The organism is Thioalkalivibrio sp. ALR17-21 (assembly GCF_000420185.1).
GTDB classification, from domain to species: Bacteria; Pseudomonadota; Gammaproteobacteria; order Ectothiorhodospirales; family Ectothiorhodospiraceae; genus Thioalkalivibrio; species Thioalkalivibrio halophilus.
The window spans coordinates 1-2,089 of sequence record NZ_ATUL01000057.1 but is presented as its reverse complement, the minus strand read 5'-3'; the positions used below and the strand labels follow the sequence as shown (position 1 = coordinate 2,089).

The following is a 2,089-nucleotide window of genomic DNA, read 5'->3' as shown; positions in this document are numbered from 1 at the left end:
GGCCAGCGCCTGGTAGCGGGGCAGGCGCGCGAGCAGGCCTTCGGGTGGCTGCCACAGCAGGCGGCAGTGGTTGTGGGCGGCGAGGCCGGTGCCGGCGAAGGCATCGAGGCGAGCGTCGACGCCGTTGCGCTCGACGGGCGCGAACCCGTTGAGGGTCAGGCGTCCACCCGCGGTGTCCAGGCCAACGCCCCGGCCAAGGGTGACGGAGACAGCGGCATGGCCGTGCAGGACGGGCTCGATACGGAGGCAGTAGCGACCGATGGAGTAGGCGTCGGGATGCTCCGCCGCGAGCCCGAAGGGAACGACCACCGGCTCGGCCCGGGCAGGATCGGGCAGGTGGATGGCCTCCAGCGCGAGTTCTCCGCGCCCGAAATCGAAGCCGTGATGCCCCTGAAGCCGCAGGGGAGTCGCGGCGCCATCGGCCCCGGGGGCCACGGCAGGGACGATGACGTGACCGTCCAGCGCGAGGCTGGGGGTCACGTCGACTGTCTGGCGGCTGGCGTTGTCGGCGGTGCTGGCGGACTCGGTGTGCTGGCCATGGACGCTGATACGGGCGCCGCCCTCGTCGGTATCCGCATCCGCGCGGGCCATGGGTTCGGGCAGTCGCAACCAGAGGGTGCCGTCGCCGAAGGCGGTGTCCTCGCGCCGGTCGGGCTCGGCGTGCTCGCCGGCCAGCAGGCGCAGCAACTGGGCCGGGCCGCTGGCGTCGAACAGGCGCATGGGGTGGTTGAGCGGGTCGGCGAACAGGATCCGGCGCAGGCGCTGGCCCCATTGCTCGCGGGCGCGGTCGTCGGCGAGGCGCTCGATCGCCAGGCCCTGGCGGTCCAGGTCCTCGAAGAAACGCTCGGGCCGGAACAGCCCGAGGGCGTCGTCGTGCCAGTCGGGGTTCCAGTCGATGCGTCGGCAGCCACGCCGGCGCAGCCACCCGGCGAGCGCGGTGTCGGGCATGGACCGGGGTTCGGCGACGGCGCGGCTGTCGTCTTCGTTGGCGGCGTCGCGCTGGCGGGCGGCGTGCTCGCAGGTCTCGCCCAGCTGATGCAGGCTCAGGTGGTCGAGGGTGCGCGGCCGCCCGGGGCTGCTGAACTCGCGCAGGGGGAAGTCGGCGCGGACCAGCCGGTGGATCGGGCGCGGGCGGTAGGGCTCGGCCTCGCGGATGTCGTCGGGCCCCAGGTCCCAGTGGAGAACGCGCCCGGGGTACATGCGCTTGAGACGCCGCAGGGCGAGGCGGTGAAGGCGGTCCATGTCCTCGCGCAGCCGGTCGAGGCGGGCCTGTTCGTCGGTGAACAGGAACACGGGCAGCGGTGCGCCGCGGGCCGTACCCTGCTCCCACTCGCGCAGGCGGGTATCCACGTCTTCCTTCAGTTCTTCGAACGCCTGCAGGTACTCGAAGTAGCGGGCCAGGTGGTCAACCCCGTCGGCAAAACCGGCGTCGGGATCCTCGGCCAGGGCGAACTCGGGGGTGGCGACGCCCAGACCGGCGAGCGCGACGATGCTGTCGATGTAGTCCCGGTAGTCCTGCTCCAGCTGCACAATGGCGAACTCGATCACCCGGGCGATCTCGCATTGCGAGGCGGCCTCCGGTACCGGATCCCGGTCGCAGAGCTCAACATGCCGGCGGTACTGATCGAGGATCCGGTGCAGAGGCCGGGTCGGCGGCAGGCCCTGATCCCGTTCCAGGTGCGAGCGGACCGAGTGGAACGCGAGGTCCCGGTGCTCGTGATAGCGCTGCAGGGCCTCGCGGATGCGGGCCTCGCTGTCGCCGTGAATCAGGCCACTGTCGACCACGTAGCCCGACTCTTCGGCCTTTTTCAGGCCGCGGTGGTAAAGCGCCTGCAGTTGTTCGAGGTGGTCGTTGCTCTCGCGGGTTTTCTCCTGCGCCTGCGCGTGCGTCCGCACGGCGGCGGGCATGGCGCCATCACCCGGCCAGTTTTGCGAGGTGCTCGCGCTGTTGGACGCCTGAAAGGGCTCGTCGTCCACGACCCGTCGCAGCAGGTTGTCGGGGTCTTCGCCTTGCAATGCGGCGAGCCGTTGCAGGGTGTCGGTGAACTGCCGGCGGTCGTCCTCGGCCAGGAAACTGACCGGATGGGCC

General features: G+C 71.3%; 1 pseudogene. It reads right to left on the bottom strand.

Going from position 1 to position 2,089, the window contains the following annotated elements:
- Positions 1-2,089, bottom strand: a pseudogene (locus tag G020_RS15575) (hypothetical protein); the annotation flags it as partial.